Origin of the sequence: Mycolicibacterium peregrinum, from assembly GCF_001665625.1 — a bacterium.
Classification (GTDB): Bacteria; Actinomycetota; Actinomycetes; order Mycobacteriales; family Mycobacteriaceae; genus Mycobacterium; species Mycobacterium peregrinum_B.
In genome coordinates, this window is record NZ_LZSY01000049.1 from 1 (window position 1) to 20,758 (window position 20,758).

A 20,758-nucleotide genomic window follows, 5' to 3' on the forward strand; every position below is an offset into this window, starting at 1 on the left:
GTTCGGGCAGCAGGCCGGGCGCGGTGACGTCCGCGTCCAGTATCTCGACCCGCGTCCCGGTGGCGTTGCGCCGCGCGAACTCCAGGGCCGCGGGCGAGTTCTCGACGGCCAGCACGCGCGCGTCGGGCCACCGCGCGGCCAGCGCCAACGCCAACGCACCCGAGCCGGTGCACAGGTCGACGATCAGCGGCTTGCCAGGCAATTGCCGCGTGCTGGCCCATTCGAGCAGCGCCTCGGTTTCCGGCCGCGGGATGAACACCCCGGGCCCGACCGCGAGCGTCAGCGGGCCGAACGGCGCCGTGCCGATCAGATGTTGCAGCGGAATTCGACGGGACCGGGCGGCCACGAGTTCGTCGTAGGCCTGGCGGAACTGTTCGTCGGCGTCGTCGAGGAACATCAGCCGACCGCGGTCGACGCCCGCCACGTGCGCGGCCAGCAGCTCGGCGTCGATGCGCGGGGAGGCGACGCCGGCGGCTGCGAGCCGTACCGTTGCGGCCGCGACCGCCTGCCGCACGGGGGTCATGTCTCCTGCTGCAGCCGGGCCTGTTTGTCGGCGGCGCCCAGCGCGTCGAGCAACGCGTCCATGTCTCCGTCGAGCACCTGGTCGAGGTTGTGCGCCTTGAAGTTGATGCGGTGATCCGCGATCCGGTTCTCGGGGAAGTTGTAGGTGCGGATCCGTTCGCTGCGGTCGACCGTGCGGATCTGGCTGGCCCGGTCGGCCGATGCGTCGGCCGACGCCTGTTCTTCGGCCAGTGCCTGCAGCCGAGCGGCGAGCACCACCATGGCCCTGGCCTTGTTCTGCAGCTGCGAGCGCTCGTTCTGGCAGGTCACCACGATGCCGGTCGGCAGGTGCGTGATGCGGACCGCGGAGTCGGTGGTGTTGACGCCCTGGCCACCCTTGCCCGAGGACCGGTAGACGTCGATGCGCAGGTCGGACTCGTCGATCTGCACCTGCTCGACGTCTTCTGGCTCGGGGTAGACCAGCACGCCGGCGGCCGAGGTGTGTACCCGGCCCTGCGATTCGGTGACCGGCACCCGCTGCACGCGGTGCACGCCGCCCTCGAACTTCATCCGCGACCACACGCCGTCGGCGGAATCACCCTTGCCGGCGATCGTGATGGTGGCGTCCTTGTAGCCGCCCAGGTCCGACCACGTCTCGTCGAGCACGGTGACGGTCCAGCCGTGGCGTTCGGCATACCGGATGTACATGCGGGCCAGATCGGCGGCGAACAGTGCCGACTCCTCCCCGCCTTCCCCTGACTTGACCTCAAGCACGATGTCATCGGCGTCGTGCGGGTCGCGCGGTGCCAATTGGTCGGTCAGCTGCGCGTCGAGTTCGGCGACCTTGGCGGTCAGCTCGTCCACCTCGTCGGCGAAGCTGGCGTCGTCGGCGGCGAGCTCGCGCGCGGCTTCCAGGTCACCACGGGCGGCTTCGAGCTTGCGGTAGGTCCCCACGACGGGCGAGACCTGGGCGAAGCGCCGGCCCACCTTGCGGGCGGCGGAGGCGTCGGCGTGCAGGCTGGGATCGGCGAGCTGGCGCTCAAGGTCTGCGTGCTCAGCGAGCAGCGCCTCGATTGCTTTCCCCGGCTGAGCCGGGAGCCCAGCAGAAGCGGTATCCGTCACGTCAGCCACATCCTTTCCACCTATGCCGCCAACTCGTTCCTGGAAACGAGAACAGCGCCCAGATCTGTCGCATATATGCGACAGATCGGGCGCCGTTGACGTAGCTACTTGTCGGCTGCGGCAGCCTGATCACCGGCAGGCTTGCGCTTGCCGTACCGCTTCTCGAAGCGGGCCACGCGGCCGCCGCTGTCGAGGATCTTCTGCTTGCCGGTGTAGAACGGGTGGCACTGCGAGCAGACCTCGACCACGATCTGGCCGCTCTGCTTGGTGCTACGGGTCTGGAAGGTATTGCCGCAACCACAGTGCACCGTGGTCTCGACATACTCAGGATGAATGCCTGTTTTCATGGGTTCCTCTTCAATCGTTGGCCCGGGTCGCCCGAAATTCAGATGGACGTGAACCGGGACCGAGGGTCGGCGGTCCATTATGCCAGGTCAACCGCCAACAGCCTAAACGCGGGATGACCGGCGACTATTCCTTGCCTCAGAGAGTCGTATAGACCGTACCGTCGCGCTTCCAGAGCACCCGACCGGCCGGATCTGCGCCGAGGGCAACCAACTCCCGCTTGAGAATCTTGTTGGTCGCCGTGCTGGGCAGATCGTCGGCCAGCCAGACGTACCGCGGCCAGGATTTCGGCGACAGATCCTGCTGCTGCGCCAGGAACGCGCCGAAGTCGTCAGGCGTCAGCGACTGACCGTCACGCAGCACGACGGCGGCCATCACCTGATCACCGACGAACTCGTCGGGCACGGGATAGACGGCGACGCGGCTGATCACCGGCTGCCGCAACAGGATGCGTTCGATCGGCGCCGCGGTGATGTTCTCGCCGTCCACTCTCATCCAGTCCGCGGTGCGCCCGGCCAGGTAGATCCAGCCGTCGGCGTCGCGGTAGGCCAGGTCGCCCGACCAGTACATGCCGTGGCGCAGCCGTTCATCGGTCGCGCCCTGATCGTTGTGGTAGCCGCGGAACATCCCGCTTCCGTTGGTGTTCACCAGTTCCCCGGTGGCGGCCTCGGCGTTGACCAGGGCACCGGTGGCATCGAATTGTGCGGCCGGGCACTCTTCAAGGGTCTCCGGGTCGTAGATCGCCACGCCTGGGAAGCCCTGGCCGACGCTGCCGGCGGGGGTGCCCTCGGAACGGGTGATGATGATCGCCAGCTCCGTCGAGCCGAAGCCGTCCCAGACGCTGCATCCGAACCTGCGGCTGAATTCGTCGATGTCGCGGTCGGCGGCCTCGTTGCCGAACGCCACGCGCAGCGTGTTGTCGTGGTCGTCGGGTTGCTCGGCGGTGGCCAGGATGTAGGCCAACGGCTTGCCGACGTAGTTCATGTACGTCGCGCCATAGCGGCGGATGTCCGGAAGGAACCCGGACGCGGAGAACTGTGCCGGCGCCATGGCCGCGCCCGAGCTGAGCGCCACGCCCCACCCGGCGTACACGCCATTCGAATGGAACAGCGGCATGGCCAGGTAGCAGGTGTCCGCCTCGGTCAGGTCGTAGCGCTGCACCAGCGCGGCGGCGGAGAACAGCACGATGGAATGCGGCACCCGGACGGCCTTGGGCTCGCCGCTGGTGCCCGAGGTGAAGATCATCATGAAGGTGTCGTCGGGCCCGACCTCGCGGTGCGGCGTGAGTTCCCGCGATGACCAGGCGGTATCCGATACGTCGATGACGGTGACGCCCGGCAGGTCGAGGCCCTCGAGCAGCCCGCGATGGTGTTCGTCGACGAGGACGACCTGACATTCGACCCGGGCGATGTCGCGGGCCAGCGCGTCACCTCGACGGGTGTTGTTGATGCCGCACAGCACGTAGCCGCCGAGGGCCGCAGCGGCCAGCGCGGTCAGCATGTCGGGGGTATTGCCGAGAAGGGTGCCCACATGGAGGGGACGCTGCGGCTCGGCGATCCCGATCAGGGTCGCGGCCTGGGCCTTCGCCTCGGCGATATGCTCACGCCACGACCACGTCCGGTCGCCGTACTTGATGGCGACCGTGTCACCTGCTTCGCGTTCCCGGAGCAGCTGCTGCAGCGTTTCGGCCATCCGATGAATCCCCAAGGGTTAGTGAACAGAATTAGAAAACTGTCTACCATGGTTCTGGCGCGACGGATACACGCTTGGCAGAATCATGTACCTGAGCCCAACCGGAAGACCAGGAGACACAGGAGTTGACCAGCACCACGGCACCGCGCAGCGTGCGAGATCGACTGATCGACGCTGCTGAAGAATGCCTGCGGACCAAGGGCATTCGTGCGACCACCGTCTCGGAGGTCGCCGAGGCCGCCGGAGTGTCGCGCGGGTGGCTCTACCGCCATTTCCCGGACAAGGTGACGCTGCTCGGCGCCGTGATCGTGCGACTCAACGACACGTTCTGGTCGGAAGCCCAGGCCATGTTGGAGCAGATCGAGGGGCTGGATCGCCAGATCGCCTGGGGCGTCGGCAATGGCCTGCGCGCCTACGACGATCCCGGCGCGGTACTGATGAAACTCCGCACCGACGAACCCGAGGAGTTCGCCGCCTGCGCCGGGGCCGGCGTGCAAGGCATGATCCCCGACCTTGCCGAGTTCTGGTCGCCCTATCTGGCGGCCGCCCGTGACCGCGGCGAGGTGCGTGCCGACATCGACATTCCCGAAGCATCGGAATGGGTTGCGCGAGTGTTGATCTCGCTGGCGACCGTACCGGGGAACACGCTGGATCCCAGTGACGAGGACGCGGTCCTCGCCCAGGTTCGCCGCTATTTGATGCCGGGGTTGCGCGCGCAGCCAACTTCCTGACAACACGAAAAAGGCCCCCGAATATCGGGGGCCTTTTTGGTGTCGCGCTTAGTCGACGTCCATGTTGCCCGGAGCGGTCTTGGAGACCTGGACCAGGAACTCGTAGTTGGTCTTGGTCTTGCGCAGCTGGCTCATCAGCAGATCGATGGCCTGGTGACTGTCGAGCCCCGAGAGCACCCGGCGCAGCTTGTGCACCACCGCGAACTCGTCCGTCGAGAGCAGCAGCTCGTCCTTGCGGGTACCGGACGGGTTGACGTCGACCGCGGGGAACACCCGGCGCTCGGCGATCTTGCGGTCGAGCTTGAGCTCGGCGTTGCCGGTGCCCTTGAACTCCTCGAAGATCACGGTGTCACCGGTCGAACCGGTCTCAACCATCGCCGTGGCGATGATGGTCAGCGAGCCGCCGTGCTCGATGTTGCGGGCCGCGCCGAGGAACCGCTTCGGCGGGTACAGCGCGGTGGAGTCGACACCACCGGACAGGATGCGACCCGAGGCCGGCGACGCGTTGTTGTACGCGCGGCCCAGACGGGTGATCGAGTCCAGCAGCACGACGACGTCCTTGCCCTGCTCGACCAGGCGCTTGGCCCGCTCGATCGCCAGCTCGGCGGCCTGGGTGTGGTCTGACGGCGGACGGTCGAAGGTCGAGGCGATGACCTCGCCCTTCACCGAACGCTGCATGTCGGTGACCTCTTCCGGGCGCTCGTCGACGAGCACCACCATGAGGTGGCATTCCGGGTTGTTCTTGGTGATCGCGTTGGCGATGTCCTGCATGATCGTGGTCTTACCGGCCTTGGGCGGCGACACGATCAGGGCGCGCTGCCCCTTACCGATCGGCATGATCAAGTCGATGACGCGGGTGGTCAGCCGCTCCGGCGTGGTCTCCAGGCGCAGCCGCTGGTTCGGGTACAGCGGGGTCAGCTTGGTGAAATCGGGGCGGTTCTTGGCCGCCTCGACCGGACCACCGTTGACACTGTCCAGGCGCACCAGCGGGTTGAACTTCTGCCGCGGGTTCTGGCCCCCGCCGCCCTCACCCTCGCGGGGCACGCGGACTGCACCGGTCACGGCGTCGCCACGGCGCAAGCCGTTCTTGCGGACCATGTTCATGGACACGTAGACGTCGTTCGGCCCGGCCAGGTAGCCCGAGGTGCGGACGAACGCGTAGTTGTCCAGCACGTCGAGGATGCCGGCGACCGGCTGGACGACGTCGTCCTCGCGCAGCTCGGTCTCGTTGCCACCCTCGGCGCCACGCTCACCGCGCCGGCGACGATCACGGTCGCGGAACCGACGGCCGCGACGGCCCTGCCGGCCGTCCCCATCGCCATCGTCATCGGCGTTGGCGTTGGAGTTGCCGCCCCGGTTCTGCTGGTTGTCGGACTGGTCGGACTGCTCGCGCCCCTGGCCGCGGTCCTGTTTCTGGTCGCGGTCCTGCTTCTGGTCGCGCTTGTCGTCCTGCTTGTTATCGGCCTTGTTGTCGGCCTTGTTGTCGGCCTTGGCCTCGCCCTTGTCGGCGTCGGACTGCTCGCGCTTTTCGCGCCGTTCCTGGCGTTCACGCTTGTCCTGCTTGGCAGGCTTTTCCTGCGGCTCGGCGGCAGCCTCAGCAGTCTTGGCGTCGGGCTCGGCGGAATCGGTCTTCGCCTCGGCCTTGACGGCCTCGGTGCCCGCATCGTTCTTGCCGGCATCGGACTTGCCTGCGTCGTCCTTGGCCGCGTCGGCGACCGGCGCGCCGGCCTGGCGCGAGGAACCCCGACGCTCACGACGACGAGTCGCGGGCTGCTCAGCAGCCTCGGCACCGGCGTCCGGCTGGGTATCGGCGGCCGGCTTGGCCTCGGCGGTCGCACCGTTGGATTCACCACGGTGGGCGCGGATAGCTGCGATCAGCTCACTCTTACGCAACCCGGACGCGCCTTCGACACCGATTTCCTTGGCCAGGGCGCGCAGCTCAGGCAGAACCATGGTCGACAGCGACGCGGGCCGGGCGCTGGAAGCGCGCCGCGCGGCCGCGGTGTCAGTGGTCGCGGTGCTTTCAGATGTCACGGCGTTCGGCAAATCCCCAGTGCCGTTGGCGTTGTCAGCCGTGAAGAGGTCCGTTTCTGTCACGGATTTCCTTTCTTTCCCTCGCTCATCAGGTCGTGCGAGGGTTCCCCAAAGGTCGAAGCGCGTTCAGCTGAACCGCTGAGCGCGTAGCTCACACCGTCGCCTGCGCAACGGCGATCGCCCGGGTCCGCCGATATACGGCGAGCCGTCAGTCCACGAGTAGAACACAAGAAGATTGGGTGGTCGTCCTGGTGTCGACGCAGGCAGAGACCCTGCGAGTGCTGGACGAAAGCGAGAATAACTCGCTTTTGTGAAGTAATCAAGCAACGTCAACACTGGGCGTGTGGCGTTCGGTTCTTCTCGTGCCGCACATCGTCAGTTCCTGGCGGCCACACCCGACGTCCAGCGGACGCCCGTTCCGACCGACATCTCCCTGACGGCGAACCCGTTCGCAGTGCCGTAATCCACGGCCTCATCAGGCAGTCCTACCTGCGAACTCAGCCCCAGAACCGTAGGTCCGGCCCCGGACAACACTGCTGCCACCCCACAACGCCGCAGCAACTGCAGGTATTCCGCGGAGGCCGGCATGGCCGCGGCGCGTTGTGGTTGATGCAACACATCCTCCGTGGCGGTCATCAGCAGATCCGGGCGCTCACTCAAGGCCACGACGAGCAGGGCCGCGCGGCTGACGTTGAATCGCGCATCGACGTGGCTGACCTGCTCGGGTAGCACCGCCCGGGTCTCTGCGGTGGACGACCGCTGCTGCGGGACCGCCGGGAACAGTCGGATGTCCGGATGCACGCGCACCTGGGCCGCGCGGTAGCGCGGCCGCCCGTCGGGATCGGTTTCGGTCCAGGACACGACCGCCCCGCCCAGCACAGCCGCCGCGGCGTTGTCCGGATGCCCCTCGAACTCACTCGACAGCTGAATCAGCTGATCTTCGGTCATCGGGTCCGAACCGGCTTGCGCCACAAGACCATTGACCACGGCGAGGCCGCCGACGACGGCAGCAGCCGATGATCCGAGCCCGCGCGAATGCGGAATCTCGTTGCGGCAGCGCACGATCAGTCCGGCCGCACGATATCCGGTGGCCTGCAACCCGGCCTCGATGGCGCGCACCACAAGATGCGTCGCATCGAGCGGAACTTGACCCGCACCCTCGCCCTCGACCTCCAGCTGCAAGCCGGCTTCAGTTGTCTCGACGATGATTTCGTCGTAAAGGCTGAGCGCCAGCCCCAGGCTGTCGAAGCCCGGGCCGAGGTTTGCGCTGGAGGCTGCGACGACAGCAGTGGCCGTGAGCCCGGCGGGCAGGGTCTGATTCACCAGGCTCAGACCAGTCCGAGCTTGGCGACGACGGCTACCGGATCGACCGGCACGGCCGTGACGGTGGGCATGTCCTTGAGTGCGGTGTCGGGATCCTTGAGTCCGTTGCCGGTGACCGTGCAGACCACCGTGGAGCCGCGCTTGACCCAGCCGTCCTCGATCGACTTCAGCAGACCTGCCACGCTGGCCGCCGACGCGGGCTCGACGAACACGCCCTCATTGCGGGCGATCAGGTGGTATGCCGCGAGGATCTCTTCGTCGGTGGCAGCCAGGAATCGGCCCTTGGACTGCTGCTGGGCCTCGACCGCACCGGACCACGACGCGGGCGAACCGATGCGGATGGCGGTGGCAATGGTCTCGGGTTCCTTGACCGGCTCCCCCAGGACCAGCGGGGCAGCTCCGGCGGCCTGGGTGCCGAGCATGCGCGGCAGCCGGTCCGTCAGACCGTCGCGGTGGTACTCGGTGTAGCCCTTCCAGTAGGCGGTGATGTTGCCCGCGTTGCCCACCGGCAGAGCATGCACGTCAGGTGCGGTGCCCAGCGCGTCGACGATCTCGAACGCGGCGGTCTTCTGCCCCTCGATGCGGTAAGGGTTGACCGAGTTCACCAGCGCGATGGTCGGGAAATCCGCAGTGATCTTGCGGGCCAGTTCGAGGCAGTCGTCGAAGTTTCCGTCGACCTGGATGATCTTGGCGCCGTACATGACCGCCTGCGCGAGCTTGCCCATCGCGATCTTGCCCTGCGGGATCAGCACCGCACAGGTGATCCCGGCCTGAGCGGCATAGGCCGCCGCCGAGGCTGACGTGTTACCCGTCGACGCGCACAGCACGGCCTCCTGCCCACGCGCCAGGGACTCGGTGACCGCAACGGTCATGCCGCGGTCCTTGAAAGACCCGGTCGGGTTGAGCCCCTCGACCTTGAGATGCACTGTGCAGCCGGTGAGCTCGCTCAGGCGCTTGGCATGGATGAGCGGCGTGCCGCCCTCGAGCAAGGTGATCGGCGTCCAGTTGTCGCCGACCGGAAGGCGATCTCGGTAGGCCTCGATCAATCCCGGCCAGGGCCGGTGCACCGGCCCTGCGCTGGTCTTTCCTTGCGTCCCGGGGTTCATGCGTTCGTTCCTTCCATACGCAGCACGCTGTTGATGGTCTGCACCGCGTCGAGATCGGCCAGCGCCTCGACGGTTTCCGAGAGCGCGGCATCGGTGGCCTGGTGGGTGACCACCACGATGCGGGCGCCGCAGGGCTGACCCTCCTCGTCGACCATGCCCTCCTGGCGCACCTCGGCGATGCTGACCTCGCGCTTGGAGAATTCTGCCGCCACCGCGGACAACACGCCTGGTTTGTCCGAGACGTTCATGTTGACGTAGTAGCGGGTGGGGATGAAGCCGATCGGGGCGATCGGCAGCTTGGCGTACTTGGACTCGCGCGGACCCCGGCCACCCTGGACCCGGTTGCGCGCGGCCATCACGACGTCGCCCATCACGGCCGACGCGGTGGGTGCGCCGCCGGCGCCCTGGCCGTAGAACATCAGCCGGCCGGCCGCCTCGGCCTCGACCACTACGGCGTTGAAGGCTCCGTTGACCGCGGCCAGCGGGTGCGTCAACGGCACCAGTGCCGGGTACACGCGTGCCGAAACACGTTGCTTGCCTTCGTCAGTGGTGAGCCGCTCGCAGATGGCCAACAGTTTGATGGTGCAGCCCAGAGCTCGGGCGGACTCGAAGTCGGCCGCACTGACCTTGGTGATGCCTTCGCGGTAGACGTCGTCGGCGGTGACCCGGGTGTGGAAGGCGATCGAGGCGAGAATCGCGGCCTTGGCCGCTGCGTCGTAGCCCTCGACGTCGGCGGTGGGATCGGCCTCGGCATACCCCAGGGCACTGGCGTCGGCCAGTGCCGAGGTGTAATCGGCGCCGGTGCTGTCCATCTCGGACAGGATGTAGTTGGTGGTGCCGTTGACGATGCCGGCCACCCGCACCACGGTGTCGCCGGCCAGCGACTGGGTCAGCGGACGGATCACCGGGATCGCGCCGGCGACTGCGGCTTCGAAATACAGGTCGACGCGAGCCTTTTCGGCGGCCTGCGCCAGTTCACCGGTGGACTGGGCCATCAGTGCCTTGTTGGCGGTGACCACCGACTTGCCCTGTTCGAGGGCGGCCAGGATGGCCTTGCGGGCCGGCTTCACCGGGCCCATCAACTCGACCACGATGTCGACGTCGTCGCGCGACACCAGCTCGACGATGTCGTCGGTGAGCAGGTCCTTGGGCACACCGCGGTCGCCGGAGACCTTGCGCACGCCGATGCCGCGCACCTCGAGTGGGGCGCCGATGCGGGCCGCGAGGTCAGCGGCGCTCTCGTTGATGATGCGCACCACTTCACTGCCGACGTTGCCGAGCCCCAATACCGCTACGCCGATGGGCTTCTCATCACTCATTGACCACTCACCTCCAGGCTCAAAAGATCGTCGACAGTCTCCCGTCGGAGCACCAACCGCGACTTGCCGTCCTTCACTGCCACCACGGCGGGCCGGCACAGCAGGTTGTACCGGCTCGACATCGAATAGCAGTAGGCACCGGTGGCGGCGACGGCCAGCAGATCACCGGGCGCGATGTCGTCGGACACCCAGGTGTCGCGGACCACGATGTCGCCGGTCTCGCAGTGCTTGCCGACGATGCGCGCCAGAGTCGCGGCTGCGTCGCTGGTCCGGGACACCAGCCGGGCGTCGTACTCGGCGTCGTACAGCGCCGGGCGGATGTTGTCGCTCATACCGCCGTCGACGCTCACGTAGCGTCGCTGTGCGGTGGCGCTGATCGCCACGTCTTTTACCGTGCCGACCTCGTACAGGGTGACGGTTCCCGGCCCGGCAATGGCGCGGCCCGGCTCCACCACGAGCTTCGGGGTAGGTAGCCCGACGGCGGCCGACTCGCTTCGCACGATGGCCAGCAGTTTGTCGGCCAGCTCCCGCATCGGAGGTGGATCATCTTGCGGCACATAGGAAATGCCCAATCCGCCGCCAAGGTCGATGACCGACATCTGCGATGTCTTCTCGACACCGAATTCGGACACGACGTCGCGCAGTAGTCCGATCACGCGGTGGGCGGCCACTTCGAATCCGGCCACGTCGAAGATCTGGCTACCGACATGGCAGTGCAACCCCACGAGGCGCAGGTTGTCCGTGGCGAACACCTTGCGCACCGCCTCCATCGCCGCACCGCTGGCCAGCGACAGGCCGAACTTCTGGTCTTCGTGGGCGGTGGAGATGAACTCGTGGGTGTGTGCCTCCACGCCCGGGGTCACCCGGACCAGCACGTCCTGGACGATGCCCGCATCCCCGGCGACGCGGTCCAGGCGCTCGATCTCGATCAGGGAATCGACCACCACGTGCCCGACCCCGGCCTTGACGGCCGCGGTGAGCTCGGCGACGGATTTGTTGTTGCCGTGCAAGGTGATTCGCTCCGGCGGGAAGTCGGCGTGCAACGCCACCGCCAGCTCGCCCCCGGTCGCGACGTCCAGCGACAGGCCTTCCTGATTGACCCAGCGGGCGATCTCACTGCACAGGAACGCCTTGGCCGCATAGTGGACGTAGTCCCCGCCACCGAAGGCAGCGGCGATGTCTCGACAACGCGACCGGAAATCGTCCTCGTCGATCACGAACAACGGGGTGCCGTACTCGGCGGCCAGGTCGGTGACCGGTATCCCGGCGATCGACACGACACCGTCCTCACCGCGAACCAGGTTGCGCGGCCACACGTTCGGTGCCAGCAGCAGGATCTCGTCAGGAGACTGCGGCTTGACGGGTGCACCGGCGTGGTGGATCTCTTCGGCGTGCCGGGGGCCGGCAGGGTGCGCGTTCACATGCGCTCCGGAGCGGTCACACCGAGGATGCCCAGACCGTTGGCGATCACCTGGCGGGTGGCCTCGCACAGCGCCAAGCGCGCCGCGTTCAGATCGCCTGCTTCCTCGTCGCCCTGGGGCAGCACGCGACAAGCGTCGTAGAACCGGTGATAGTCGCCGGCCAGGTCCTCCAGGTATCGGCACACGCGGTGCGGTTCCCGCAGTGCGGCAGCGGCTTTGAGCACCCGGGGGAACTCGCCCAGGTTACGGATCAGGATGCCCTCTTTCTCGTGGGACAACAGATCCAGGTGCGCGGTGTCGGCAGCGACGCCGAGATCGGCGGCGTTGCGCGCCAGCGCGGACAGCCGGGCGTGCGCGTATTGCACGTAGTAGACCGGGTTTTCGCTGGACGCGCTGGACCACAGCGCCAGATCGATGTCGATCGAGGTATCCACCGAGGAGCGGATCAGCGAGTACCGGGCGGCGTCGACGCCGATGGCCTCGACCAGATCGTCGAGGGTGATGACGGTGCCCGCGCGCTTGCTCATCCGGACCGGCTGCCCGTCGCGGACCAGGTTGACCATCTGGCCGATCAGCACCTCGACGGTCGCGGGATCCTCGCCCAGTGCGGCCGCGACGGCCTTGAGCCGGGCGATATAACCGTGGTGGTCGGCGCCGAGCATGTAGATGCACAGGTCGAACCCGCGTTCACGCTTGTCCAGGTAGTAGGCGATGTCGCCGGCGACATAGGCCGGGTTGCCGTCACTCTTGATGACGACGCGGTCCTTGTCGTCACCGAATTCGGTGGTGCGCAACCAGGTTGCGCCGTCCTTCTCGTAAATGCTGCCGGTCTCGCGCAGCTTGGCGATGGCCTGGTCGACGCGGCCGGAAGTGTGCATCGAGTCTTCGTGCGTGTAGACGTCGAAGTCGGTGCCGAACTCGTGCAGAGATTCCTTGATGTGGGTGAACATCAGGTCTACGCCGACCTCGCGGAACACTTCCTGTTGCTCGTCGGCGGGCAGGCTCATGACATCGGGGCGCTTGGCCTGCACGGAGGCGGCGATGTCGGTGATGTAGGCGCCGGCGTAGCCGTCCTCCGGCGCCGGCTCCCCCTTGGCGGCGGCGACCAGCGAGCGGGCGAACCGGTCGATCTGGGCGCCGTGGTCGTTGAAGTAGTACTCGCGGGTGACGTCGGCACCCTGCGTGGTCAGCAGCCGGCCCAGCGCGTCGCCCACTGCGGCCCAGCGGGTGCCGCCGATGTGGATGGGGCCGGTCGGGTTGGCCGAGACGAACTCGAGGTTGATCTTCTCGGCGAGCTCGGTGGAGTTGCCGTAGGCCGCGCCGGCGGTCAGCACGTTGGTGACGATGACGCCTTGCGCCGAGGCCTCGATGCGCAGGTTGACGAAGCCGGGGCCGGCGACCTCGGCGGCGGCGATGCCGTCGGCCGCGGTCAGGGCGGCGGCCAGCCAGCCGGCCAGCTCTCGCGGGTTGACGCCGACCTTCTTACCGAGCTGCAGCGCGAGGTTGGTCGCGTAGTCGCCATGCTCAAGGTTGCGCGGGCGCTCGACCGTGACGGTGTCGGGCAACGCGGCGGTGTCCAGGTCGTGTTCGGTCAGCACTGCGGCGGCAGTAGCCTTGAGCAGCTCTGCAAGGTCGGCGGGGGTCACGAGGGTCCATCCTATGGTCTGGGGTCCCCGCGCCCCGAATCCGTATTCGCTCTTCTATGCGCTACGCTATGCAAGCCCAATCGGCGCAGCTGATCTTCAGCCCGCGCCCCCGTAGCTCAGGGGATAGAGCGTCTGCCTCCGGAGCAGAAGGCCGCAGGTTCGAATCCTGCCGGGGGCACTCTTCAAAATCACCTTGACCTGCACAAACTGGTCACGCAGGGCTATTGGTTCCCTTCGACCAGGCCCACGCTGTCAGCCGCCAACCGTCGTCGCCGTTGCGAAGCGCGAGCGTGAAGACTCCCCCGGTCTGCACGATCTGCTGACCGTTGAGGTCGAAGGTCATCGTCGTCGGGACGACGACGTAGCCGTTGTCCCCATTGACATCGACGTGTCGCGGATCGCCGAGAGTGACGCGATAACCCGACGCGCCGAGGTGCTCGCCCTCGGCAAGGACGTCGTGCCACCAGTCCTGAGTTGCGGTCGGACCCTGCCACACATGCGGCGCCATTCCGTCGAGGATCTGCATCGGGTCGGCGCATTCGGCCGCCATCGCGTCGACGTCACCGCGATTGAAGGCGTCGAGGTATCGGCGGACCGCCGCCATCGGATCGTTCGGTTCGGACATACTCAAACTCTATAGAATATTTTCTATAAAGTTCATGGAAGGGATGCCGCAGTGATCACGCTGTCCGCCGAAGAGCAGGCCATCGTCAGTACCGTCCGCGACTTCGTCGACAAACAGGTCCGGCCCGTCGTCCGGGAACTCGAGCACACGAACACCTACCCCGAAGAACTCATCGACGCGATGAAGGAGCTCGGCATCTTCGGGCTCGCGATCCCGGAACCGTATGGCTTCGCCGCGGTCTCGATGCCCTGCTATGCGCAAGTCACCGAAGAGCTAGCGCGCGGCTGGATGAGCCTGGCCGGCGCCATGGGCGGGCACACCGTGGTGTCGAAGCTGTTGTTGCAGTTCGGCACTGAGGAGCAGAAAGACAAGTACCTGCCCCGGATGGCCACCGGAGAGCTACGGGCCACGATGGCACTCACCGAACCCGGTGGCGGCTCCGATCTGCAGGCCATGCGCACCGTCGCCGCGAAGGACGAATCCGGTTATTTGATCAACGGCTCGAAGACCTGGATCAGCAATGCCCGCAAGGCCGGCCTCGTCGCGCTGTTGTGCAAGACCGATCCGGCCGCCACGCCCGCCCACAAGGGTGTGTCGATCCTGTTGGTGGAGAAGGTTCCCGGCTTCACGGTCTCGAAGGACCTGCCGAAACTCGGCTACAAGGGCGTCGAGAGTTGCGAGATCAATTTTGTTGACTGCCACGTGGATTCGGATGCGCTGCTGGGCGGCGTCGAAGGACGCGGTTTCGCCCAGATGATGAAGGGACTTGAGGTCGGCCGAATTCAGGTCGCGGCCCGGGCGACCGGCGTGGCCCGCGCCGCCTTCGACGACGCGCTGCGGTACGCGCAGGACCGGGAGAGCTTCGGGGTGCCGATCTGGCAGCACCAATCGGTCGGCAACATGCTCGCCGACATGGGAACCAAGCTCTACGCTGCCCGCAGCCTGCTGCTGGATGCGGCCGAGCGGATCGATGCGGGAGGCCGCTGTGACATGGAGGCCGGTATGGCCAAACTGTTCGCCTCGGAAACCGCCATGGAGATCGCACTGAACGCAGTGCGGATCCACGGCGGCTACGGATACTCCACCGAGTACGACGTCGAACGCTACTTCCGCGACGCGCCGCTGATGATCGTCGGCGAGGGAACCAACGAGATCCAGCGCGGCGTGATCGCCAAGCAATTGGTCAAGCGCGGCGGAATCGACGTCTGAGGCCCGCTGCCATGACCGGTAATTCGAAGAGACGCACGCCGCTACGGCTGTCCGACGTCGCCGCGGCCCACGTGCGCGAGCTCATCGTCTCGGGGCAGCTGCACTCCGGAGAATTCATCCGCCCGGAGACTGTCGCCGACGAGCTCGGGATCAGCGCAACCCCGGCGCGCGAAGGCCTGCTGCAACTGCAGACCGAAGGCTTTCTGTCCGTCGAGCCTCGGCGCGGCTTCATGGTGACCGCGCTGTCGAGCGACGACATCCGCGACATCTACGACGCGCAGGCACTGCTGGGTGGTGAACTCACCGCCCGTACGGCCACGACGATCACCCCGGCAATGGTCGACGAACTCGAGCGCATCCAGGATGCACTCGAAAGTGCTGCTGCCAACCGTGATTTCGACGAGGAGGAACGCCTCAACCATCAGTTCCATGCCCTCATCTACCGGCTGAGCGGATCGCGCAAGATGCGCTGGCTGATCAAGACGACGTTGTCCTACGCACCGCGAAAGTTCTTCGCCGCGGTGGAAGGGTGGCCCGAGGCCTCGGCCCAGGATCACCGCGCCGTCATCGAGCACCTACGGGCAGGCGACCCCGAGAAGGCCCGTGCTGCCATGGCCGGCCACATCCGCAATGCCGGAGCGCTGCTCGCCGAGCATCTCGCTCAGGGCGAAGCCTCCCCCGGCAAAGACCGATCCTAGACAGTGAAGTGATCTTGAAGTTGGTTGTTCGCTTCTGCAAACAACTCTTCAGCAAACTGCACCGGAGGTATACAGTGGCTCCATCGCGTCGGCTTTCGACCAGAGGCGCGGGAGCGGTGGTGGTGATCAGGGGGAGGAACCCTCCAACACCGCCCACGTATCAGTGGTGGTCCGTTTACAGCGGATCACCACTGATCTGTTCAGGGCCCTTCGCCCGCCCCCACCCCGAGCGCAGCGAGCAGCGCCTCGCGATGCGCGACGAACTCGGGATTGCGGTAGGTACGGGCGTCGGGAGTCTGAAAATCCAGGTGTCGATCGACGACAAACGATCCGCCGTCGAGAACGAGGACCCGGTCGGCGAGGGTTACGGCCTCGTCGACATCGTGCGTCACCAGTAGCACGCCGGGCTCGTACTTCGCGCACAACTCCTTGAGCAGGTGGTGCATACGAACCCGCGTGAGCGCATCGAGCGCCCCGAAAGGTTCGTCGGCCAGCAGCAGCGCGGGATTGCGCACCAGTGACCGGGCCAGTGCCACACGCTGTTGTTCACCGCCGGACAGCTCGTACGGCCAGGCTCGCTCGCGCCCGGCCAGGCCGACGTCTGCGAGCACCGCGCTCGCTCGTTGTCTGACCTCACTGCCGGACAACCCGAGGGCGACGTTGTCGAGCACCCGCGACCACGGCAGCAACCGGGAATCCTGGAACACCACCGATACATCACGGGCGACGAACAGGTCCCCTGTGCCGGCGACCCCGTGGTCCAACCCGGCCAGAGCGCGCAGCAGCGTGCTCTTACCGGAGCCGCTGCGTCCCAGCAGGGCCACGAATTCGCCCTTGCGGATGGTCAGGTCCACCGAGTCGAGAATCGTTGAGCCACCGAATGATCGGCTCAGTTGCCGAACGACGGCAACTTCCTCGGTCAGGTTCCCAGCGCGCGCCGCCACGACAACGCTCTCCTCTCGACGGCGCGAACCGCGTAGTCCCCGGTGAGTCCGAACACCGCGTAGACCAACAGGCCGACCACCACGATGTCCAGCTGCCCGTAGAGGCGGGCCTGGGTCATCAGGTACCCGATACCACTGGTGGCATTGACCTGTTCGACGACGACCAAGGCGGTCCACGAGATGGTGACCGCAAGCCGCAGGCCGGTGAAGAAGCCGGGCAGCGCGCCGGGTATGGCCACCTTGCGGATGAATTGGCTGCGGGAAAGCCCAACGGTTTCAGCAAGTTCCACGTGACGCAGGTCCACACCCTTGAGCTGTGCGGTGGTATTGATGTAGACGGGGATCAGGACGCTCGTGGCGATGATGATGATCTTCATGGTGTCGCCGATGCCGAACCAGATGATCGCCAGCGGGATGATCGCCAGGGTCGGCACTGCGCGTTTGACCTGGACCGGCCCATCGACGATCGCCTCCCCGACGCGGCTCAACCCGGAGATCAGCGACAGCACCAGGCCGAGTGTCACCCCGATGGCCAGCGAGACGGACGCCAGTTTCAGGGAAGCCAGGATGTTTGTGGGCAACCGGCCGTCCGACCACATCTCACCGGCGGTGCGCAGGATGTCCAGCGGCGGCGGCAGGGTGCGCGGATCGAGAATCCCCAGTTGCGAAGTGACGATCCAGACCACAACGAGCAGAAACGGTCCGATGGCCAACGACGCCGGGATGGCGCGTCCGGGCCCAAGCCTCCGGCGACGCTGCGTGCCCGACCGATGTTCCAGATGCGAATAGTCCTGGCGCCCAGCGGCCCCCGTGCCCGCTGTGACCGTCGAAGCGGGCGCCGTCTGGACGGTGGTCACTGCTTGCCCGTCGACGTCGCGTTGAGATCGGCGAACCGGGAATCGAATTCGTCCTTGGCGTGCAACTCTTTCCCGGAAAATGCCCCGGCCTGCTGAAGCAGGTCGATGGTCTCCTGCTGGGTGTTGATCAGCTCATCCGTGAACCCCGGTACGGAGGATTTACCGTCGGCCGCGGCGATGGCCTCGGCATCCTCCGGGCTGACCTTCTGGTCTTTGATCAGGTACTCGTCGATCCAGGTCTGCTTGTTGCCATTGAGCCACTGCTCGGCGCGATACCAGGCGATCACGAATTCGCGGATGGCCGCGGCGCGAGCGGGGTCGGACAGCGCTTCCCCACTGGCGTAGACGTAATACAAGCCGGGATAGGCGCCCGGGGCGTTGGGGATTTCGATACTCCCCTCCCCCTGTGTGGAAGCGAGGTAACGAACCCGGTCCGGTTGCTTGAGCACCGCGGCGTTGACTTGTTCGGCCCGCAGACCGTCGGCGAACTCGGCCAGACCCAGATTGATCGGCTGTAGGTCCTTGATGCTCAGGCCGACGGACTTCAGGTTGCGCAGCACGACCGCCTGTTGCGCCGTGCCCTCATTGATCGCAATCTTCTTGCCGGCCAGGTCTTTCAGCGATTTGATGCCCGAACCCGGCGAGGTTGCCAGCACCAGCCCGTTGCCGTCGTATTTGACCGCCCCGACGATGGGCACCCCGGCGTCCGAATATTGCGCGAGGATCGGCGGGACATCGCCGACCCGGCCCAGTTGCGCATTGCCCGACCGGATCGCCTCCAGACGTAGCGGGCCGCTGCTGAAGTTGGCGTAGGTCACGTCGGCGCTCAGCCGGTCCTGCTCACCGGAGAGTCTGAACAGGGTCTTGAGCCGGTTCGCGTCATCAGCCACCACCAAGGTGGTCCCCTTCGGGACCGCCACCGGAATCGGTGCGTCGGCCGACAGTCCGCCGCTGCCCTGCGCCCCGGATCCGGACGACTGGCAGCCGGCTACCAGGCCCGCGACCAGGCCGGCGGCAACGATCACCCGGGTCACGCGGGTCAACGGATTACGCATATCAGGTTCCCTGTCAGCTCGCGGCCGACACGGAAGCATCCGCGCCGGTGGTGAATCGGTTGGCCGGCCGGTCCAGGCCGAGGTGATCGCGGAGGGTGGTTCCCGTGTATTCCTCCCGGAAGATGCCGCGGCGCTGCAACTCTGGGACGACGTGGTCGACGAAGTCGGTCAGCGAGGACGGCAGCGCCGGCGGAATGAGGTTGAAACCGTCGGCGGCGCCGGTGGTGAACCACTCCTCGATGGTGTCGGCGACCTGCTCGGGTGTGCCGGCGAACAACCGATGACCCCGCCCGCTGCTCAGCCGCAGCAACAACTCCCGAACGGTGAGGTTGCCGGTCTCGACCAACCGCTTCACCAGGGTGAGTCGACTCTTGATAAAGGTGTCGCCCGGGTCTTCGGCCGGGAAGCTCAGTTTCAGGTCGAGATCGGCCTTGGTGACCGCGAATCCGACGATGGCGCTCAGTTGTTCGAGACCGTAATCGGGCACGGTGAGTTCTTCGAGTTCGCGCTGACGCTGTTGCGCCTCGGCTTCGGTGCTGCCGATGATCGTCGACAGTCCGGGAAGAATGTGCACCTGGTCCGGGTTGCGACCGAACCGACGGATGCGGATCTTGACGTCGCGGTAGAAGTCACGGGCCTCGTCCAGTGTGGGTTGGGCGGTGAAGATGGCCTCGGCGTACCTGGCCGCGAGATCCTTACCGGGCTCCGAAGATCCGGCCTGGAACAGCACCGGATGGCCTTGCGGGGACCGCGGTACCTCCAGCGGTCCGGCCACGTCGAAATATTGGCCGGAGTGGTTGACCGCGTGGATCTTCGCCGGATCTACGAAACGGGGCGCGTCCTTGTCGCCGACGATGGCGTCGTCTTCCCAGCTGTCCCACAACTTCAGTGCAACCTGGAGGAATTCGTCGGCGCGCTGGTACCGCGCCTCCGGATCCGGGTGGTTCGGTACCCCGAAGTTGGCCGCGGCCGAGGCGTTGGCCGTCGTCACGACGTTCCAGCCGGCCCGGCCCCGGCTCACGTGATCGAGCGTGGCGAACCGCCGCGCCAACCCATACGGGTCGTTGTAGGTGGTGGATGCCGTCGCGATCAGCCCGACGTTGGTGGTTGCGCCGGCCAGCGCTGCGACCAGGGTGATCGGGTCCAGCGCATCGAACGGGCGAAACTCGGTCTGGTCCTTGAGCACCGGATGGTCGGCGAAGAACACCGCGTCGAGCTTGCCGCGCTCGGCGATGCGGGCCAGTTCGATGTAGTGGGTGATGTCGGTGATACCCGACAGATCGGTTTCGGGGAGGCGCCACGCCGCTTCGTGCTGGCCGATGTTGCGCAGGAATGCGTTGAGGTGCAACTGCCGTGCAGGCGCAGCCATTGCGACGGGCTCCTTTGGTCGGTGAACCGGGCTGCGTCTATTTCAGGGGGCGGGCTGTGCTGCGAGAACAGTTAAGATCAGCGAAATTTCAGCTAACCCGCAGATACGAGACGAGCGTGCGGCTTGTCTGCCACACGCTCGTTCGTGAGTGAGATTGGTGCCCTCCGGCCGGGTTCAGCCCAGGCCGGTCCACTTCTTCAGCACCTTGCCCGGGAAGCTTCCCCACTTTTCGGCGGTCTTGCCGGGGAACGTCGCCCACTTCTCGGCGGTCTTGCCCGGGAACGAGGTCCATTTCTCGGCGGTCTCACCCGGGAACTTCGTCCACTTGTCGACGATGGGACTCTCAGGCAGGTCGACCCCGCCGGTGAGCGCGCTCTTGGCGGCGTCGGTGACGGCATCGGTGACCGACGAATTCACCCGGTCGCACGGTGAGCATCCGACGGTGCTGTTGCCCTTGGAATCGGCCGATGCCGGCGCGGCCAGCGTCACGGCGGCCCCGATGGCCCCCGCGGCGAGGGTCGTGGCGATCAAGCTCTTCTGGATCATGAGTTCCCCAACTGTTGTATCCCCGCCGTCTGACGACGACGTCGAACGACACGCTAGTACCAGAACCGCGCGAGCGCCGATCACTGACGAACCCTTGACATCGTTTGCTGTAGCCGAACGTGCGCTGGACTTGCCCACGGCCACCCACGCCGGTGTCCCACACTCAGGGCACCCCGGGCGAACACCCGGTAACGGTCAGATGAACAACACCGCAC

19 protein-coding genes and 1 tRNA gene are annotated in these 20,758 nt (G+C 66.5%); 4 read left to right on the forward strand and 16 right to left on the reverse strand.

What is annotated here, in order from left to right:
- From A5779_RS06455 to fadD1, 4 genes are all read right to left on the reverse strand, one after another.
- Nucleotides 1-523, reverse strand: a 523-nt coding sequence (locus A5779_RS06455; RefSeq protein ID WP_131811590.1) for a methyltransferase domain-containing protein, incomplete at its 3' end; no start/stop codon positions are given.
- Nucleotides 520-1,623: a peptide chain release factor 1 gene (prfA, locus tag A5779_RS06460; protein WP_064880152.1), complete on the reverse strand. Its 1,104-nt coding sequence runs from the start codon at nucleotides 1,621-1,623 to the stop codon at nucleotides 520-522. The genes A5779_RS06455 and prfA, both read right to left, overlap by 4 nt.
- Nucleotides 1,624-1,727: 104 nt before the next feature.
- Complete coding sequence (gene rpmE, locus A5779_RS06465) at nucleotides 1,728-1,970, reverse strand: 50S ribosomal protein L31 (RefSeq protein ID WP_019344296.1); 243 nt, start codon at nucleotides 1,968-1,970, stop codon at nucleotides 1,728-1,730.
- A 136-nt stretch (nucleotides 1,971-2,106) separates the two neighbouring features.
- Nucleotides 2,107-3,660, reverse strand: a complete 1,554-nt coding sequence (gene fadD1, locus A5779_RS06470; RefSeq protein WP_064880104.1) for a fatty-acid--CoA ligase FadD1 — start codon at nucleotides 3,658-3,660, stop codon at nucleotides 2,107-2,109.
- A 125-nt stretch (nucleotides 3,661-3,785) separates the two neighbouring features.
- Here fadD1 and A5779_RS06475 point away from each other — a divergent pair, with 125 nt between their 5' ends.
- Nucleotides 3,786-4,391, forward strand: coding sequence for a TetR/AcrR family transcriptional regulator (locus A5779_RS06475; RefSeq protein ID WP_064880106.1), 606 nt, complete (start codon nucleotides 3,786-3,788; stop codon nucleotides 4,389-4,391).
- A 48-nt stretch (nucleotides 4,392-4,439) separates the two neighbouring features.
- On the opposite strand, the gene rho is transcribed toward A5779_RS06475, so the two are convergent.
- From rho to argS, 6 genes are all read right to left on the reverse strand, one after another.
- Nucleotides 4,440-6,488, reverse strand: coding sequence for a transcription termination factor Rho (gene rho / locus A5779_RS06480; RefSeq protein ID WP_064880108.1), 2,049 nt, complete (start codon nucleotides 6,486-6,488; stop codon nucleotides 4,440-4,442).
- Nucleotides 6,489-6,800: 312 nt separating this feature from the next.
- Nucleotides 6,801-7,748 (reverse strand): homoserine kinase, encoded by a 948-nt coding sequence (gene thrB / locus A5779_RS06485; protein ID WP_064880110.1) that lies wholly within the window; start codon nucleotides 7,746-7,748, stop codon nucleotides 6,801-6,803.
- A 5-nt stretch (nucleotides 7,749-7,753) separates the two neighbouring features.
- Nucleotides 7,754-8,854 carry a threonine synthase gene (thrC, locus tag A5779_RS06490; RefSeq protein ID WP_055116187.1) on the reverse strand — a complete coding sequence of 367 codons (1,101 nt, stop codon included), beginning with the start codon at nucleotides 8,852-8,854 and terminating at the stop codon, nucleotides 7,754-7,756.
- On the reverse strand, nucleotides 8,851-10,173 hold the full coding sequence (locus tag A5779_RS06495; RefSeq protein WP_064880112.1) for a homoserine dehydrogenase: 1,323 nt from the start codon (nucleotides 10,171-10,173) through the stop codon (nucleotides 8,851-8,853). The genes thrC and A5779_RS06495 overlap by 4 nt, the downstream gene beginning before the upstream one ends.
- Nucleotides 10,170-11,594, reverse strand: a complete 1,425-nt coding sequence (lysA, locus tag A5779_RS06500) for a diaminopimelate decarboxylase (RefSeq protein ID WP_064880114.1) — start codon at nucleotides 11,592-11,594, stop codon at nucleotides 10,170-10,172. The genes A5779_RS06495 and lysA overlap by 4 nt, the downstream gene beginning before the upstream one ends.
- Entirely contained in the window at nucleotides 11,591-13,240 is a 1,650-nt protein-coding gene (argS, locus tag A5779_RS06505; protein ID WP_064880116.1) for an arginine--tRNA ligase, read from the reverse strand. The genes lysA and argS overlap by 4 nt, the downstream gene beginning before the upstream one ends.
- Nucleotides 13,241-13,345: 105 nt before the next feature.
- Between argS and A5779_RS06510 the strand changes: the two genes are divergently transcribed.
- Nucleotides 13,346-13,418 (forward strand) — tRNA-Arg (locus A5779_RS06510).
- A gap of 33 nt (nucleotides 13,419-13,451) precedes the next feature.
- On the opposite strand, the gene A5779_RS06515 is transcribed toward A5779_RS06510, so the two are convergent.
- Nucleotides 13,452-13,865: a YybH family protein gene (locus A5779_RS06515; RefSeq protein WP_064880118.1), complete on the reverse strand. Its 414-nt coding sequence runs from the start codon at nucleotides 13,863-13,865 to the stop codon at nucleotides 13,452-13,454.
- 51 nt (nucleotides 13,866-13,916) lie between these two features.
- On the opposite strand from A5779_RS06515, the gene A5779_RS06520 reads away from it, so the two are divergent.
- Together A5779_RS06520 and A5779_RS06525 are read left to right on the forward strand one after the other, a co-directional pair.
- Complete coding sequence (locus tag A5779_RS06520; protein ID WP_207549037.1) at nucleotides 13,917-15,074, forward strand: acyl-CoA dehydrogenase family protein; 1,158 nt, start codon at nucleotides 13,917-13,919, stop codon at nucleotides 15,072-15,074.
- 11 nt (nucleotides 15,075-15,085) lie between these two features.
- Nucleotides 15,086-15,772 carry a GntR family transcriptional regulator gene (locus A5779_RS06525; RefSeq protein WP_064880120.1) on the forward strand — a complete coding sequence of 229 codons (687 nt, stop codon included), beginning with the start codon at nucleotides 15,086-15,088 and terminating at the stop codon, nucleotides 15,770-15,772.
- A 200-nt stretch (nucleotides 15,773-15,972) separates the two neighbouring features.
- Here the strand turns inward: A5779_RS06525 and A5779_RS06530 are convergent, their stop codons facing one another.
- The 5 genes from A5779_RS06530 to A5779_RS06550 form a co-directional block, all read right to left on the reverse strand.
- Nucleotides 15,973-16,716, reverse strand: coding sequence for an ABC transporter ATP-binding protein (locus A5779_RS06530; RefSeq protein WP_064880122.1), 744 nt, complete (start codon nucleotides 16,714-16,716; stop codon nucleotides 15,973-15,975).
- Nucleotides 16,692-17,573 (reverse strand): ABC transporter permease, encoded by an 882-nt coding sequence (locus A5779_RS06535; RefSeq protein WP_064880124.1) that lies wholly within the window; start codon nucleotides 17,571-17,573, stop codon nucleotides 16,692-16,694. Before A5779_RS06535 ends, A5779_RS06530 begins: the two co-directional genes overlap by 25 nt.
- The gene (locus tag A5779_RS06540; protein ID WP_064880126.1) at nucleotides 17,570-18,628 is read right to left on the reverse strand and encodes an ABC transporter substrate-binding protein; all 1,059 of its coding nucleotides are present in this window, start codon (nucleotides 18,626-18,628) and stop codon (nucleotides 17,570-17,572) included. Before A5779_RS06540 ends, A5779_RS06535 begins: the two co-directional genes overlap by 4 nt.
- A 13-nt stretch (nucleotides 18,629-18,641) precedes the next feature.
- Nucleotides 18,642-19,997, reverse strand: a complete 1,356-nt coding sequence (locus A5779_RS06545) for an LLM class flavin-dependent oxidoreductase (RefSeq protein WP_064880128.1) — start codon at nucleotides 19,995-19,997, stop codon at nucleotides 18,642-18,644.
- Nucleotides 19,998-20,171: 174 nt separating this feature from the next.
- Nucleotides 20,172-20,543, reverse strand: coding sequence for a hypothetical protein (locus A5779_RS06550; protein ID WP_064880130.1), 372 nt, complete (start codon nucleotides 20,541-20,543; stop codon nucleotides 20,172-20,174).
- Between the last annotated feature and the right edge of the window lie 215 nt (nucleotides 20,544-20,758).